The 13,750-nt window shown below is 72.0% G+C and carries 11 protein-coding genes; 5 read left to right on the top strand and 6 right to left on the bottom strand.

The window, feature by feature from the left end:
- The first annotated feature begins 258 nt into the window (after positions 1–258).
- From fur to KF708C_RS12145, 3 genes are all read left to right on the top strand, one after another.
- A complete protein-coding gene (gene fur, locus KF708C_RS12135; protein ID WP_020203805.1) occupies positions 259–705 on the top strand; it encodes a ferric iron uptake transcriptional regulator in 447 nt (148 codons plus the stop codon).
- 85 nt (positions 706–790) lie between these two features.
- Positions 791–1,066: a hypothetical protein gene (locus KF708C_RS12140; RefSeq protein ID WP_020203806.1), complete on the top strand. Its 276-nt coding sequence runs from the start codon at positions 791–793 to the stop codon at positions 1,064–1,066.
- Between the two features lie 112 nt (positions 1,067–1,178).
- Positions 1,179–1,979 (top strand): MipA/OmpV family protein, encoded by an 801-nt coding sequence (locus tag KF708C_RS12145; RefSeq protein WP_020203807.1) that lies wholly within the window; start codon positions 1,179–1,181, stop codon positions 1,977–1,979.
- A 37-nt stretch (positions 1,980–2,016) separates the two neighbouring features.
- Here KF708C_RS12145 and KF708C_RS12150 read toward each other — a convergent pair whose 3' ends face one another.
- A complete protein-coding gene (locus KF708C_RS12150) occupies positions 2,017–2,934 on the bottom strand; it encodes a DMT family transporter (RefSeq protein ID WP_059411974.1) in 918 nt (305 codons plus the stop codon).
- A gap of 356 nt (positions 2,935–3,290) precedes the next feature.
- Between KF708C_RS12150 and KF708C_RS12155 the strand changes: the two genes are divergently transcribed.
- The gene (locus KF708C_RS12155; protein ID WP_029043783.1) at positions 3,291–3,608 is read left to right on the top strand and encodes a PadR family transcriptional regulator; all 318 of its coding nucleotides are present in this window, start codon (positions 3,291–3,293) and stop codon (positions 3,606–3,608) included.
- A gap of 162 nt (positions 3,609–3,770) precedes the next feature.
- Here KF708C_RS12155 and KF708C_RS12160 read toward each other — a convergent pair whose 3' ends face one another.
- The 4 genes from KF708C_RS12160 to KF708C_RS12175 form a co-directional block, all read right to left on the bottom strand.
- Entirely contained in the window at positions 3,771–4,790 is a 1,020-nt protein-coding gene (locus KF708C_RS12160) for a putative 2-aminoethylphosphonate ABC transporter substrate-binding protein (RefSeq protein ID WP_020203810.1), read from the bottom strand.
- Between the two features lie 61 nt (positions 4,791–4,851).
- A complete protein-coding gene (locus KF708C_RS12165) occupies positions 4,852–6,585 on the bottom strand; it encodes a putative 2-aminoethylphosphonate ABC transporter permease subunit (protein ID WP_059411975.1) in 1,734 nt (577 codons plus the stop codon).
- On the bottom strand, positions 6,582–7,682 hold the full coding sequence (locus KF708C_RS12170; RefSeq protein WP_020206403.1) for a putative 2-aminoethylphosphonate ABC transporter ATP-binding protein: 1,101 nt from the start codon (positions 7,680–7,682) through the stop codon (positions 6,582–6,584). Before KF708C_RS12170 ends, KF708C_RS12165 begins: the two co-directional genes overlap by 4 nt.
- A gap of 206 nt (positions 7,683–7,888) precedes the next feature.
- Positions 7,889–11,065 carry a bifunctional diguanylate cyclase/phosphodiesterase gene (locus tag KF708C_RS12175; protein ID WP_082079524.1) on the bottom strand — a complete coding sequence of 1,059 codons (3,177 nt, stop codon included), beginning with the start codon at positions 11,063–11,065 and terminating at the stop codon, positions 7,889–7,891.
- 291 nt (positions 11,066–11,356) lie between these two features.
- Between KF708C_RS12175 and KF708C_RS12180 the strand changes: the two genes are divergently transcribed.
- Positions 11,357–13,348 carry a sensor domain-containing diguanylate cyclase gene (locus KF708C_RS12180; protein WP_059411976.1) on the top strand — a complete coding sequence of 664 codons (1,992 nt, stop codon included), beginning with the start codon at positions 11,357–11,359 and terminating at the stop codon, positions 13,346–13,348.
- A 57-nt stretch (positions 13,349–13,405) separates the two neighbouring features.
- Here KF708C_RS12180 and KF708C_RS12185 read toward each other — a convergent pair whose 3' ends face one another.
- Positions 13,406–13,735: a hypothetical protein gene (locus KF708C_RS12185; RefSeq protein WP_059411977.1), complete on the bottom strand. Its 330-nt coding sequence runs from the start codon at positions 13,733–13,735 to the stop codon at positions 13,406–13,408.
- Positions 13,736–13,750 lie beyond the last annotated feature (15 nt).

Below are 13,750 nucleotides of genomic sequence, written 5' to 3' on the forward strand. Positions count from 1 at the left end.
CCAGTCACCGGAAGATCGGGAAAGCAACCAGACCCCGCTTTCCCGATCGCGTCTTCGGCCGACAAGCCAAGCCATCTTTTTATTCCGCAAGCCGTGCCAGCACGTCTTGCAGCCAGCGGGCGGCCTTCCGTGCAGGATGCCGCCCGCTGCATTCCTGCGGTCTGGACAGCGTACGCTCGCGCGAAGCGCGCCGCGGCGCGGCCGGCCGGAGCACCACCATTTCCGATCGATGCGCCCGCATGGGCGCGAAGCCGCAGCATGCTGATGCCTCCAGACAGTACCGACCCGATTGACCTGAAGCGCGCCGGCCTCAAGGCGACTTCCCCGCGCGTGCGCGTGCTGGAAGTCTTCCGCGCCAGCGAGCGCCGCCATCTCAGCGCCGAAGACGTCTACCGCATCCTGCTGGCGCAGGACGTGGATGCCGGCCTGTCCACCATCTACCGCGTGCTCAACCAGCTGGTGCAGGCCAACATCCTGCTGCGCCACAGCTTCGAGGCCGACCACGCGGTGTTCGAGCTCAACGAGGGCGGCCACCACGATCACCTGATCTGCGTGGCGTGCGGCCACGTGGAGGAATTCCGCGACGAAGCCATCGAAGCCCGCCAGCGCGAGGTGGCTTCCGCCAACGCCTTCGTGCTGCGCGAACACATGCTGGTGCTGTACGGCCTGTGCCCGAGATGCCGGGCCGACAAGGCCATCAACTGACACGGCCGCCGGTTCCCCGTCCTCCGTCACCCGGAACCTCGGCCCCTGCCCGGCTGCGCCCGCCGGGCCGTAACCGGAGTCCGACATGGATCGCCAGATCAAACCCCTGCCCGAACTCAAGCGCCTGCTGAGCCACTGGCTGCGCGAGCAGCCCGGCTGCCAGGATTGCCAGCTGCGCGCGGTCTGCGTGCACCGCCCCGACCACACCGGCTGCAACTGGAGCGCCGAGGTCGACTTCCCCGACCGCAGCGACGAAGAAGCGGTCAGGAGCCTGCCGCTGGCGCGGCGGGTGGTGGTCAGGGTGCGGGAGCGCTTCAACGTCGAGGGCATCGGCGCCGGCCGGCTGACGCCGACCGCGTAGCCTTCGCGTTTTTTTGCACGGCGCGCGCCGCCCACGCGCGCCGCGTCCGGCTAGAATCCCGCACTGCCCCGTGCGTGCAGGACGGGATCCACAATATCGAGCCGGACCACCAATGCCCACCATCCATGCGCCGCGCCGCGCGCTCCTGGCACTCGCCCTCACGCTCAGCATGCCGGCCGGCTGGGCGGCGGACGGCGCCGCCGCGGACCAGACCGCTCCCGCCAGCAACTGGAAGATCTCCGCCGGCCCCGGCGTCTACGTGGCCCCCGACTTCCCCGGCGCACGCAGCACGCTGGTCTACCCGATCGTCTACCAGGACATCGACTACGGCGGCCGCTTCTTCTCGCGCGGCTTCGACCTGCTCGGCGTGTATGCGCTCAACAACGACATCTGGCAGATCGGCGCGGACTTCCAGTTCGACCCGACCTGGCGGCGCAGCAAGAACGACCACCGGCTCGACGGCCTCGGCGACGTCAACATGACCATGCGCGCGCGCGCGTTCGCGCAGGCGCAGGTGTCGTTCATCACCTTCTCGGCCGACGTGGCGCAGGACATCGCCGGCCAGGGGCAGGGCCTGGTCGCCAACGGCGACGTGCTGTTCAGCCTGCCGGCGGGCAAGTGGCTGTTCACGCTGGGCCCGGGCGTGACCTGGACCAACGGCAAGTACATGCAGACCTTCTTCGGCGTGACGGCGGACCAGAGCGCGCGCTCGGGCCTGCCCGCGCACGCGGTGGGCGCGGGGCTGCGCGAGTGGCACGCCAACGGCATCGTCACCTACGAGATCTCGCACAACTGGTCCGCGCTCGGCTCGCTGACCTTCGCCCGGCTGGAGGGCGACGCGGCCAGCAGCCCCGTCACCGAGCGCCGCCAGCAATGGACCGCGATGGCGGCGCTGACCTACCGGTTCCGCTGACGCGGCGCCGCGCGGGCCGTTGGGACCGTCAGGGCCGTCAGGGCCGCCCCGGCACCGCGGGCGCCACCGCCACGGCGGGCGCCGGGCGCAGCACCAGCCACACCGCCACGCCGATCAGCGCGCCGCCGGCGGCATGCGCCCACGACAGCTGCTCGTGCAGGAACAGCGCGCCCCACACGATGCCGAACGGCGGGATCAGGAAGGTCACGGTCAGCGAGCGCACCGGCCCCAGGTCCGCGATCAGCCGGTAGTAGAGGATGTAAGCGATGGCGGTGCAGAACATGCCCACGCCGAGCATCGCCAGCCACACGCCCGGCCCGGCGGCCGGCAGCGTGTTCTCGCGCCACAGCGCGGCAGCGCAGAACGGCAGCAGGAACAGCGCCGCGCCGAACATGCTGCCGGTGGCCACCAGGCGGCTGTCGAGCCCGCCCTGCGCGGTGATCCAGCGCCGCGCCAGGAAGCCGGCCAGCCCGTAGCAGGCCGTCGCCACCAGGCAGGCGGCGGCGCCCAGCAGCACCTGCGGCGTGAACGCCACCGGGCCGGTGCGGGTCAGCACCGCCACGCCGGCCACGCCGAGCACCACGCCGCCGGCCTTGTTCAGCGTCAGGCGCTCGCCGAAGCCCACCGCCCCGATCAGCACGCCCATCAGCGGCGTCATCGCGTTGAACACCGCCGAATAGCCGGCCGGCAGCCACAGCGCCGCGAACGCATACATGACGAAGGGGATGCCCGAGTTGATCACGCCCAGCGCCATCACCGCGCGCCACTTGCCGCGCATGTCCCAGCGCACGCGCATCAGGGCCAGGCAGGCCAGCAGCGTCAGCGCGCCGATCAGCACGCGCAGGAAGGCCGTCGTGAACGGCCCCAGCACCGGCGCGCCGATGCGCAGGAACAGGAAACTGGCGCCCCAGATGGCGGCCAGGGACAGCAGGCGAAGCAGATCGGTGGGTTTCATGGCGGGGTGGAAGGCCGGGATGCCCGGATTAGACGCGGGGCCGCGGCCGGCCGCAAGCTGCTTTCGGACATGTTCCTGTCCGGAAAAGACAGCGTGAAGTTATCTATTGAACACAATTTGCGCAACTTTAGAGGCGGAGGAGCCTCTCGATCCCCTCGGAAGGGGGGTGACGCAAATCCGGCGTGACAAGCCGCGTTAAGTTATTTTAAAATCTGATCTGCGCCAGAGTTAATTGACCCCTCCGACGCATTCCCGACAAGCCGCCACGCTCGTGGCGGCTTCTTTTTTTTGCGGCGCGTGGACCACAACTATAAATCAACGTCAACCGCAATGCGAGATCCCGCGTTTGCACCGTCATGAAACGACAGTTCCTTGGCTTGCTCGCCCGCATCTACGTCCTCCAGTTCGCCGTCGAGGTCCCGGCCACCGTGGCCATGCTCGCCGAAATGCTGATGGAGTACGGCTTCCAGGTGGATATCGGCTCCGTCCGCCCGCTGCTGCGCGCGCTGCAGATGGACGGCTACATCGAAAGCGTGCTGCGCGACGGCATCGGGCGGGTCTACCTGATCACCGAACGCGGGCGCGAGGAACTGCGCGCCAGCCGCGCGCACGTGGACGATCTCTACCGCCGCCTGCACTCGCGCAACGATCCCTCCGAAGCCTCCAACGGCTGACCCGCCGGCCGTTCTCCCCTGCCGCGCCGCGTTTGCCGCGATACCGTCCGTACCCGTTTCTGCGTGGCCACGCGCGCCGGCGCCGGCCCGCCTCCGACGAAAAAAGCCCGGACGCGGCAGCGCCTCCGGGCTTTTTTTCGTCGGCGGGCCGGTCAGGCCGCCTTACTTCTTCTCGGCCTTGCCTTCGTAGCGCTTGCTCCACTCGGCCAGGATGCGGTCGCGGTTGGTGCTGGCCCAGCCGAAGTCGTTCTTGATCAGGCGCTTCTCGTAGTCGGCCGGCAGCAGCGCATCGGGCTTGGCGATGCCGGGAATGGCCAGCACCGCGAAGTTCTTCTCGTACAGCGCCATCGCCTCGCCGGAGGCGGAGAAGTCGGCCAGCCTGCGCGCGGCTTCCAGGTTCCTGGTGCCCTTGACGATGGCGGTGGCCTCGATGTCCCAGCCCAGCCCCTCGGACGGCAGCACGATGTCGATCGGCGCGCCTTCCTTCTTGGTCTTCATGGCGCGGTACTCGAACGCGATGCCGATCGGGAACTCGCCCTGCGCGGCCATCTTGCACGGCTTGGAGCCCGAATGCGTGTACAGGCCGATGTTCTTGTGCAGCGCGTCCATGTAGGACCAGCCCTTCTGCTCGCCCATCATCTGCAGCCACGCGCTCACGTCGAGGTAGCCGGTGCCGGACGAGGCCGGATGCGGCATGACGATCTTGCCGGCGTACACCGGCTTGGTCAGGTCGGCCCACGAGGCCGGCTTGGGCAGGCCCTGCTTCTGCGCCTCCACGGTGTTGAAGCAGATCGCCGCGCCCCAGACGTCCATGCCGACCCAGGCCGGCGGGTTGGCGGCGCTGCGGTATTGCGCCTCCACCGCCGCCAGGTTCTTCGGCGCGTACGGCTGCAGCATGCCTTCCTTGTCGAGGATGGCCAGGCTGGAGCCGGCCAGGCCCCAGATCGCGTCGGCGCGCGGCGCGGCCTTCTCGGCCAGCAGCTTGGCGGTGACGATGCCGGTGGAGTCGCGCACCCACTTGATCTCGATGTCCGGGTTGGCCTTCTCGAAGGCGGCCTTGTAGGCGGCGATCTGGTCGGCCTCGAGCGCCGTGTAGACGGTCAGCACGGTGTTGGCATGGGCGGCGCCGGCCAGCAGCGCGAAGGCGGCCACGGCGGTGGCGGTGCGGAACGGATGAGGCATGGTTTCTCCTTGGGATGCGTGCGGATGCGGTGTTGCGGGTTCGGAAATCCGGGCCGGCCGGTCAGTGCGCCGGCGCGCGCCACGCCTGCGTGCGGCGCAGCCAGCCGCGCGCGGCGCCGAGCAGCAGCAGGCAGGCCAGCGCCGAGGTCAGCAGGATCAGCGTGGACATGGCCGCGGCGGACGCGGTGTCGCCGGCGTCGTCCATGTTCAGCACGGAGATCGCGGCCAGCACGGTGTCGGGGCTGTAGAGGAAGACCACCGCCGACACCGTGGTCATGGCCGAGACGAACAGGTAGCGGAAGATGTCGAGCAGCGCCGGCAGGCAGACCGGCACCGTGACGCGCCAGCAGGTCGCCAGCGGCGCCACGCCGAGCGACAGCGCCGCGGCCTCGAACTCGCCGTCGAGCTGGCGCAGCGCGGCGGCGGCGGTGAGGTGGCCGGTGGTGTAGAAATGCGCCACGTTGCAGAGCACCAGCAGCGTCATGGTGCCGTACAGCGCGTGCAGCGGATTGGCCGGCGCGTTGAAGAAGAACACGTAGCCGAGGCCGAGCACCAGCCCGGGCACCGCCATCGGCAGCATGAAGCCGGCGCGCAGCGCGCCGTGCAGCCAGGCCGGCCCGCGCGTGCGCTCGGTCAGCCAGGCGCCGAGGAAGATCGCCGCGGTGCCGGCCAGCGCGGTCAGCGCCGCCATCTTCAGGCTGTTGCGGTAGGCCAGCCAGCCGCCGCCGTCCATGTTGTCGAAGTCGTAGTGCGCCAGCGTGAGCTGCAGGTTGTACGGCCACAGCCTGACCAGCGAGGCGCCCACCGCCGCGGCCAGCACCAGCAGCAGCGCGCCGCCCACGGCCAGCACCACCAGCAGGCAGGCCGCGTCGCGCAGGCGGTCGCGGCCCGGCACGTAGACCTGCGCGCGGCTCGACATCTGCGCGCGCTGGCGGCGCTGCATGGCGACGTCCACGCCGAAGGTCAGCAGCGCCGGCAACAGCAGCAGCATGCCGATCAGCGCGCCGCGCGCGAACTGCTGCTGCCCCACCACCGCCTTGTAGGCCTCCAGCGCCAGCACCGGATAGCCGCCGCCCACCACCTTGGGCACGCCGAAATCCGTCACCACCAGCGTCAACACCAGGCAGGCCGCGCCGAACAGGCCGTGGCGCGCGCCCGGCAGCGTCACCGTGAGGAAGGTGCGCCACGGCGACGCGCCCATCGCGCGCGCGGCCTCGTACAGGCGCGCGTCGGCCAGCGAGAGCGCGGCCATCAGCACCATCAGCGCGTGCGGGAACGTGTAGAAGGCCTCGCCCAGCACGATGCCCCAGAAGCCGTAGATGCCGCCGGCGCCGAAGGCGCCCTTGAAGATGCCCTGGTTGCCGAACAGGTAGACCAGCGCGATGCCCGGCAGCAGCGACGGCGCGAACAGCGGCAGCAGCGCGATGCCGCGCCACAGCGGCTTGAGCGCGACGCGCGAGCGCTGCAGCGCGTAGGCGAAGCCGAACGCCAGCGGCACCACCAGCGCGGCCACGGTCAGCGAGACCGCCAGGCTGCGCCCGAGCAGCGGCACGAAATTGGGATTGGCGGCCAGCTCCGCCATGCGCGCGGGCAAGGCCCAGTTGCCGGCCTGGTCGAACCATGCCTGCCCGAACAGCGCCAGCAGCGGCAGCGCGAGCGCCACCGCCAGGCCCGCCAGCCACAGCCACTTCATGCCGGCCGGCGCGCCGTGGGCGAGGCGCCGCGCCAGCCCGGCGCCGCCGGCGCGCCCGGCAGGCGCGGCCGCGGCGGCGGCCACGGGTGCCGCGCGCGTCATGCGAACACCTGCAATGCCTGGCTCGGCAGCGCGACCCAGAACTTGTGGCTGCCCGGCGCCGGCAGCAGGTGGCGCTGCTCGCGCAGCACGTCGGCGAACAGCGTGATGCCGGGCAGGCGGTCCGCGGCCAGCATCAGCCGGTAGCGGCTGCCGAGATAGGTCTCGTCGACGATGCGCGCCAGCAGGCGGTTGGGCTCGCCCTCGGCCGGCTGCAGCCTGACCGCCTCGGGGCGGCAGCACAGCCGCGTCGCGTGCTCGGGCGCGGCGCCGGCGCACGCCGGCGACACCGCCAGCTCCACCTCGCCCACGCGGAAGGTGTCGCGCCCGCTGCGCCGGCCCGCGAGCCAGTTGGCCTGCCCGATGAACTCGGCGACGAAGGCCGAGGCCGGGCGCTCGTAGATCTCGCCGGGCGTGCCGGCCTGGGCGATGCGCCCGCCGTCCATCACCGCGATGCGGTCCGCCATCGCCATCGCTTCGTCCTGGTCGTGCGTGACCATCACGGTGGTGACGTTCAGGCGCCGCTGCAGCTGGCGCAGTTCCAGGCGCAGATGCTCGCGCACGCGCGCGTCGAGCGCGGACATGGGCTCGTCGAGCAGCAGCAGCGAAGGCGCCGGCGCCAGCGCGCGCGCCAGCGCCACGCGCTGCTGCTGGCCGCCGGAGAGCTGGCCGGGGAACTTGCGCTCGCTGCCGTCCAGGCCCACCAGCGCCAGCATCTCGCGCACGCGCGCGTCGCGGTGGACGCGGCCCATGCCGCGGCCCGGCAGGCCGTAGGCCACGTTCTGGCTCACCGTGAGATTGGGGAACAGCGCGTAAGACTGGAACAGGATGCCGTAGTCGCGCGACTGCGGCGGCAGGCCGGTCAGCTCGCGCCCGCCGGCATGGATGCGGCCCGCGTCCTCGCGCTCGAGGCCGGCGATGATGCGCAGCAGGGTGGTCTTGCCACAGCCCGACGGGCCCAGCAGGCACAGCAGCTCGCCCTGCGCCACCGACAGCGACACGCCATCCAGCGCCTGGAAACCGCCCGCCCCTCCGAAACGCTTGCTGACCTGCTCGACCGCCAGGAACGCGCGGCCCGGCGCGGACTCACCTGCTTGCATGAATACCCAACCCTTGATGCCATGATGACAGGGGGGCATGTTAGGGACGGCGCGTGCCAGTCATGTGGCAGCCGGGCAAAGAATGCCGATGCGGGTATTGGCGGATTTGCGGGGCGGATTTGCGGGCGGATTGACGGGTGAATCGACGAGCGGACTGGCGAACGAATTGACGAACGGATCGGCGAACGGATCGGCTGGCCGGCGCCCTACCCGTTCGACGCCACGCGCGCGGGGCGCGCCTGCATGGTGGCCTCGCCGCCCGCCGCGCAGATCTCCATCAGGCCACCGAGCGGCACCGCCTGGCAGAACAGGTAGCCCTGCACGGCATCGCAGCCGCGCTCGCGCAGGAAGGCGAACTGCGCCGGCGACTCCACGCCCTCGGCCACCACCTGCAGGTGCAGTTGATGGCCGAGCGCGATAATGGCGGCGGCGACGGCCTGGTGGTGCTCGTCGTGCGCCACGTCGTCGACGAAGGACTTGTCGATCTTGAGCTTGTCGATCGGCAGCCGCGTCAGGTAGCTCAGGCCGGAATAGCCGGTGCCGAAATCGTCGATCGACAGGCCCACGCCGAGCGCGCGCACGCGCTCGAAGGTCTCGATGGTCTTGCTGCCGCCCTCGATCAGGATGCCCTCGGTGACTTCGATGGTCAGCGCCCGCGCCGGCAGCCCTGCCGCCTCCAGGCACTGCTTGACCATCGCGGGAAAGCCGGCCTGGCGCAGCTGCAGCGGCGAGATGTTGACCGCCACCTCCAGCTCGCGGCCCAGCTTGCCGCGCAGCTGCTGGATCTCGCGGCAGGCGGTGGCCAGGATCCATTCGCCCAGCGGCATGATGAGCCCGCTCTGCTCGGCGATCGGGATGAACTCGGCCGGCGGAATCACGCCGCGCTCGGGCGTGTCCCAGTGGATCAGCGCCTCCACGCCGGTGATGCGCAGCGTGGCGGCATCGACGATGGGCTGGTAGCGCAGCCGGAACGCGCGCGCGGCCAGCGCGCGCCGCAGCAGGCCCTCGATGGTGAAGCGCGCCATCGACGCCTCCGCCATCTCGCTGGAGAAGCGGCACAACTGCGCGCCGCCGCCGCGCTTGGCGGCGTACATGGCGGCGTCGGCGTTCTTGAGCAGGTCGGCGAGGTTGTCGCCATCGTCGGGGCACAGCACCATGCCGATCGACGGCGTCAGGCGCAGGCGCTGGCTGCCCAGGCGCAGCTCCTCCGACAGGCGCGCCAGGATCTTGGCCGCGACCAGCTCGGCCTCGCTGTCCTGGGCGATGGCGTCGAGCACCACCACGAACTCGTCGCCGCCCATGCGCGCGACCAGGTCGGCGTGGCGCACGGCGGCCTTGAGGCGGTCGGCGACGATGCGCAGCACCTCGTCGCCGATATGGTGGCCGAGCGACTCGTTGATGCGCTTGAACTGGTCCAGGTCCAGCAGCAGCAGCGCGATGCGCTCGCCCTTGCGCAGCGCGCGCTGCAGCACCAGCTCGGTACGCGCGTGCAGCTGGGCGCGGTTGGGCAGGCCGGTGAGCGCGTCGTGGTGCGCCAGGTGGCGGATGTACTCGTCGGCGCGCTTGCGCTCGGTCAGGTCGTGCGCGATGGCCAGATAGCCGCCGCCGTCCAGCGCCGCGCCCGGCCCCGGCGCCGGCGCGCCCGGCAGCGCGGTGAGCGTCAGCTGCACCGGCAGGCGCGAGCCGCCCTTGCGCACGTAGGTCCATTCCTGCTCGTCGGCCAGCCCCAGGCGCGCCTTGCCGGTCACGGCCGGCAGGCCCGCCGCGACCGGCTCGCCCAGCTCGCTGGTGAGCGCCGCGGCGCGCGCGGCCACCTCGTCGGCGTCGAGGAAATCGAGATAGCGCATGCGCCCGGCCACCTCGCTGGCCTGGTACCACAACATGCGCTGGCCGGCGCGGTTGATGCCCGTCACCAGCCCGTCGCGGTCGAAGGTGATCACGCACAGCGCGGTGTGGTCGAGCACGCGCGAGGTGCGCTCGGCCTGCTCGGCCGCCGCCAGCTCGGCGCGGCGCACCGCGCTCAGGTCGGTGACCGTCCACAGCACGCGGCCGGCGCCGGCCGCCGGCACCGGCGTGGCGGTCACGCGCGCCGGGAACACGGTGCCGTCGGCCTTGCGCGCGGCCGCGTCGAGCCGGCCCTCGGGGGCGCCCGCGGCCAGCGCCGCCGCGTCCGGCAGCAAGGTGGCGATGGCGACGCCGGCGAACTGGTCCGCCGCCTTGCCGAACATCGCCGCGGCGGCGGCGCTGGCGGTCTGGATGTGGCCGCCGGCATCGCACACGATGAAGGCGTCGGTGGCGCTGGCCAGCCCGGCGCGCTGCAGGGCGCCGTCGGACTGGCGCGCCTGGCGCGCCCGCGCGGCCAGTTGCCAGGCGCGGCGCTGCTGGCGCGACAGCACCAGCACCAGCCAGGCCAGCAGTGCCGAGACCAGCACGCCGCCGGCCAGCACCAGCCAGGCGCGGCGCGGCCGGTGCGCGGCCTCGAAGGCGGGCGTGGTGGCGCCGTGCAGGGTCCACACCCGGCCGCCGAAGGCCAGGTCGCGGTCGGCCGCGATCTGCGGCGCGGGCGCGCCGGCCTCGGGCTCGGCGTCGCCGGCCAGGAAGGCGGCCGGCGTGGCGTCGCGCCCGTCGTAGAGCGCCAGCGAGAGCGCGCCGGCCGCCGGCAGGCTGACCCCGCGCAGCAGGTCGTCGAGCCGCAGCGAGGCGTAGACGTAGCCGGCCACCGCCTGGCGCCGCTGCGCGGTGGTGTTCAGCGGCATGCCGTTGGCGTACACCGGCATGTAGAGCACGGCGCCGCGCTGCGGCATCTGCGCCTCGCTCTCGCGCACCAGCTCCAGGCGCGTGGTCAGGCGCGCCTCCCCGCTGTCGCGGGCGGCGTCCACCGCGGCGCGGCGCGCCGGATCGGACAGGATGTCGTAGCCCAGCCCGCGCGTGATGCGCCCGGCAAACGGCTCGACGAAGACGATCGGGGCGTACAGCTCGCGCGCGCCGCGCGGGTAGACCTCGAACACCGGCAGGCCCTCGCGGCGCATGGTCTCGCCCAGGCGCTCGAGGTCGCGCGCCGCGGTCAGGCGCGCGAAGCCGATCGAATGGGTGCCGGCCGGCAGGTCGTCGATCTGGGCGGTGTACAGGTAGCTGCGCCACTGCGCGCGCGTGGCGTTGGGATCGGCCGCGAACAGGCCGGTGGTGCCGCGCAGCAGTTGCTCGTTCTCCTGCAGGCGGCGCTGCAGGGCGGCGTGGACCGGCGCGTAATAGCCGTCGAAGTCGGCGCGCGCCGCCTCGCGCTCGAGCGCGCGCATGGCGTGCCAGGCACCGCCCGTGGCGAGCGCGCCGGCGGCCGCCGCCAGCAGGGACAGCAGCACGGGCGAAAGTGAGGGCAGTTTCATGTATGGTCCTGGCGCGGATGGAAGCCCTCGGAGCCTCGCCCTGCCGCTGCAGGGCTACGAGGCACTATACCTTGGCGGCCGGGCCTCGCCCAGCCCCGGCGCGCCCGCGCAACGTGCGGCGCCACACGCACACGCGCGGCGGCCGGCGCGCGCGCATGCCGGACTCGCGCCCGGCCGGCGCTTGTGGTAGGGTTGCCGCACCCGCAACCCTGTCGTAGCCGGATTTCCCGGCAGCCCAGCGGGGCCGGCCGGCCGCAAGGCGCGTGCCGCCCCCCGACTCCGCCGGCTCGCATGTCATTCGTTTCGCTTTCCCTGAAAGCGCGTCTCGCGCTGATCACCACGGCGCTGGCCGCCGTGCTCGGTACCGGCATCGTGCTGGCCTCGCTCCATTACGCCCACAACGACCTGCGCGCCGCGCTGCAGGACCAGCAGGACTCCATCGTCAAGCTGGCCGCCAGCCAGCTCGACACCGCGATGGAAGACCGCATCACGCTGCTGTCCCACCTCGCGCCGCAGCTGGCGGACCAGCTGACGCTGCCCACCCCGGCGCTGCGCCGCCTGCTGGACAGCCGCATCCCGATCCCCGGCACCTTCAACTCCTACATCATCGCCGACGCCCAGGGCCGCATGCTGGGCCAGCCGGGCGTGCCGGTCAGCATCGCCGACCGCGACTACTTCCGCGAGGCCGCGCGCACGCTGGAGCCGGTGGTCTCGGCGCCGATCCGCGCCCGCACCAACGGCACCACCGGCGTGCTGGTGACGGTGCAGATCCTCTCGGCGCAGGGCGAGTTCCGCGGCCTGCTGGGCGGCTGGCTGAACCTGGCCAGCGCCAACTTCCTGGTCGAGATCACCCACAACCGGCTCGGCACCACCGGCTTCTACTGCCTGGTCTCGTCCGGGCGCGCGCCGGTCTACGTGCGCCACCCCGATCCGGCCCGCGCCATGCAGCCGGCGCGCGCGCTGGGCGACACCTGCGGCGCGGACAACCGCAACGGGCGCATCGAGTTCCTCTGGCCCGAGCGGCCGCTGATCGCGCGCTACCTGATGGAGAGCACCGGCTGGGAGCTGGTGGCCGTGCTGCCCGCGCAGGAGGCCTTCGAGCCGCTGCACGCCATGCAGGCGCGCTTCCTGTGCCTGGCGCTGCTGGCGCTGGCGGGGGTGGCGCTGATGATCTGGCTGACCGTGCGGCACCTGCTGGCGCCGCTCACGCGCCTGCGCCAGGTGGTGCGCGAGAGCGCCCACGACCTGGCCGCCTACGAGCGCCTGCCGGCCCAGCAGCACGACGAGATCGGCGACCTCGCGCGCGCCTTCGGCCAGCTCATGCGCGACCTGCGCGAGCGGCGCGAGCAGCTCGACCTGAGCGAGCGCCAGCTGCGCGCCGTCACCGACACGCTGCCCGCGCTGCTCGGCTTCATCGACACCGAGGAGCGCTACCTGTTCAACAACGCGGCCTACGAGCGCACCTTCGGCATCCCGCTCGACAAGCTGCGCGGCATGACCGTGCGCGAGGTCGTGGGCGAGACCCGCTACACGCGCGCGCGGCCGTTCCTGCAGAAGGCGCTGGCGGGCACCGCCGTGACCTTCGAGGTGGAGGACAGCGATCCCGAGTACCGCTGCATGGAAACCAGCCTGCGCCCGGAATGGAATGCCGACGGCAGCCAGGTGATCGGCGTGCACGTGCACGTGCAGGACGTGACCCAGCGCAAGCTGGAGACCATGCGGCTGTCGCGCATCTCGCGCCTGGACCACCTCACGCAGCTGCTCAACCGCAGCGCGTTCGAGTCGCTGCTGCAGGCGGCCATGACGCGCAGCCGCGAAGGCGGCCGGCTGATGGCGCTGCTCTACCTCGACATGGACCGCTTCAAGGCCGTCAACGACTTCCACGGCCACATCACCGGCGACCTGCTGCTGCAGGCGTTCGGGCGGCGCCTGCAGCGCTGCGTGCGCGAGCGCGACGCGGTGGCCCGGCTCGGCGGCGACGAGTTCGCCGTGGTGCTGGAGGACATCGGCGCCGCGGCCAACGCGCGGCGCATCGCCAACGCCATCGTGATGTCGGTCAGCCGGCGCTTCTTCATCGACGGCGTGTTCGCCGACGTGGACGTGAGCATCGGCGTGGCGCTCTACCAGGGCGCGCCGATGCCCGACCAGGAACTGATGCGCCAGGCCGACACCCTGCTCTACCGCGCCAAGGCCGCGGGCCGCGGGCGCTTCGAGATCGGCCCGCCCGAGCTGCTGCCGCAGGACGCGGGCGGCGCGTGGCCGCAGGATACGCCGGACCTCTAGGCGCGGCGGCCTCGCCCGCGTCTCTGGCCTCCGCGGCCTCTGTGGCTTCTGCGGCCTCTATTCGCCCTCGAACGGCACGTGCTTGCCGTCGCGCGACTGGTAGCCGAGCTTGGTGTCGGCGCCCATCATCTTTTCCCAGGCCACCATCGCGTCGGCCACGGCGTTGGGCTCGCCCTTGAACACCAGCACGTCGTTGCCGCAATTCGGGCACTGGCCGCCGAACACGGCGTCGATGCCGCGCAGGTTGGGCGCGTCGATGGCGTCGAAGGTGCCGAAGGCGGTCTTGCACGCGCCGCACACCAGTTGGGCGGGCCGCAGGGCCGCCAGTTTTGCGCGGGCCTGCTCCGCGCGCGCCGCCTGGCTGCCCCGGCGTTTTGCTTCACCCATGATTCACTTCCTTCG

Source organism: Cupriavidus basilensis (assembly GCF_000876015.1).
Classification (GTDB): Bacteria; Pseudomonadota; Gammaproteobacteria; order Burkholderiales; family Burkholderiaceae; genus Cupriavidus; species Cupriavidus basilensis_B.

Bases quoted from the DNA above. Each gene is read 5' to 3' on its own strand.
- fur (WP_020203805.1), top strand. From the start codon at position 259: ATGCTGATGCCTCCAGACAGTACCGACCCGATTGACCTGAAGCGCGCC.
- KF708C_RS12175 (WP_082079524.1), bottom strand. From the start codon at position 11,065: ATGAAACTGCCCTCACTTTCGCCCGTGCTGCTGTCCCTGCTGGCGGCG.
- KF708C_RS12185 (WP_059411977.1), bottom strand. From the start codon at position 13,735: ATGGGTGAAGCAAAACGCCGGGGCAGCCAGGCGGCGCGCGCGGAGCAG.
- KF708C_RS12145 (WP_020203807.1), top strand. From the start codon at position 1,179: ATGCCCACCATCCATGCGCCGCGCCGCGCGCTCCTGGCACTCGCCCTC.
- KF708C_RS12180 (WP_059411976.1), top strand. From the start codon at position 11,357: ATGTCATTCGTTTCGCTTTCCCTGAAAGCGCGTCTCGCGCTGATCACC.
- KF708C_RS12170 (WP_020206403.1), bottom strand. From the start codon at position 7,682: ATGCAAGCAGGTGAGTCCGCGCCGGGCCGCGCGTTCCTGGCGGTCGAG.
- KF708C_RS12160 (WP_020203810.1), bottom strand. From the start codon at position 4,790: ATGCCTCATCCGTTCCGCACCGCCACCGCCGTGGCCGCCTTCGCGCTG.
- KF708C_RS12165 (WP_059411975.1), bottom strand. From the start codon at position 6,585: ATGACGCGCGCGGCACCCGTGGCCGCCGCCGCGGCCGCGCCTGCCGGG.
- KF708C_RS12150 (WP_059411974.1), bottom strand. From the start codon at position 2,934: ATGAAACCCACCGATCTGCTTCGCCTGCTGTCCCTGGCCGCCATCTGG.
- KF708C_RS12140 (WP_020203806.1), top strand. From the start codon at position 791: ATGGATCGCCAGATCAAACCCCTGCCCGAACTCAAGCGCCTGCTGAGC.
- KF708C_RS12155 (WP_029043783.1), top strand. From the start codon at position 3,291: ATGAAACGACAGTTCCTTGGCTTGCTCGCCCGCATCTACGTCCTCCAG.